We start from the raw sequence: 1097 nt of genomic DNA, 5'->3' as shown, positions 1-1097 counted from the left end.
ATATGGCGGTGGCGGTGTCGTCCGGCGCCCTGTCCTGCACCAGCCAGATCGAGCGGCTGCGCGCGGCCTGCTCGCGGGTCGGGATCCTCGACGCTGAGTCTGCGAGCGAGGCGCCGACGCAGGGAATGAACCACGATCGCATGAACGGATCGCAGGCGAAGCCTTTTTCGGTGCGGATCACCATCACCGCCAGCGGGACGCGCTCGGCCGGGCGCCAGGGGAAGATCATGCGGCCGCCGGGCGGCAGCGCCTTCAGCCACCCTGCTGGTGGCGCTGCGACGCCAGCATTGACGTAGATGATGTCGGATGGCGGCAGGGGCGTCGTCACCGCATCGCCATGGACGACCGTTGCATTGCCATATGCTTCGAGATTTTTGCGCGCCAGATCGGCCAGTTTTTTGTCGAGTTCGAAGCCGGTGACGGTGCCGCCTGGTAAAACCAGCCTGGCCAGCACGGCGGTGTAGTAGCCGGTGCCGGCGCCGATATGAGTGACGGCCTCTCCAGGTTTAGGCGCAAGCTTTCCGATCCACATGGCATGCAGGAAGGGCTCGCCATTGTTGATGCCCTTGTCGTCGTCGAGCGTCACCAGCACGTTCTGGTAGACATGGGCCGGGTCGGCGCTCGGCGTCGTGACCTTGCCGTTGCCGGCGATGACCGTCCACGGACCGGGACCGAGAAACGCTTCGCGCGGCACCTCGGCGAAAGCCGCTTCCAGGCGTGGATCGGGCGAGCCGGCATGGGCGACCAGCAGCCGCGCGTAGAATTTCCTGATGTCTTCGATCCCGGCCATGCTGCGGGACAACATAGCGCGGATTGTCGATTTGTCGCGAGACTACCCTTTGCGCACGGTAGTTGATTTTCGAAGCGGAGCTTAGCCGATGCCGAAGATGGTGTCGTAGAGCAGCTTGAAGTTGAGCCCCAGGATCACCGCGGCGACTACCCAGGCAAGGGCGGCGACGCCGCGCGGAATGGCGAGATTGCCCATCTTCTTTTTGTCGGAGACGAACTGCACCAGCGGGACGACCGCGAAAGGCAACTGCATCGACAGGATCACCTGGCTGAACACCAGCAACTGGCCGGTGCCCTTTTCGCCATAG

Annotated in this window: 2 protein-coding genes; both read right to left on the bottom strand. The window is 64.0% G+C overall.

Annotated elements, in window-relative coordinates; genetic code table 11:
* A partial coding sequence (locus EN750_RS35675; protein WP_189526713.1) for a protein-L-isoaspartate O-methyltransferase occupies positions 1-790 on the bottom strand: 790 nt, incomplete at its 3' end.
* Between the two features lie 81 nt (positions 791-871).
* Positions 872-1097: divalent metal cation transporter (locus EN750_RS35670; RefSeq protein WP_189526711.1), on the bottom strand; the 226-nt coding region annotated here is incomplete at its 5' end.

It is taken from the genome of Mesorhizobium sp. M7A.F.Ca.ET.027.03.2.1 (assembly GCF_003999175.1).
Taxonomy (GTDB): Bacteria; Pseudomonadota; Alphaproteobacteria; order Rhizobiales; family Rhizobiaceae; genus Mesorhizobium.
Note: the sequence above shows the minus strand (reverse complement) of the source record. Positions and strands in the feature narration are given on the sequence as shown.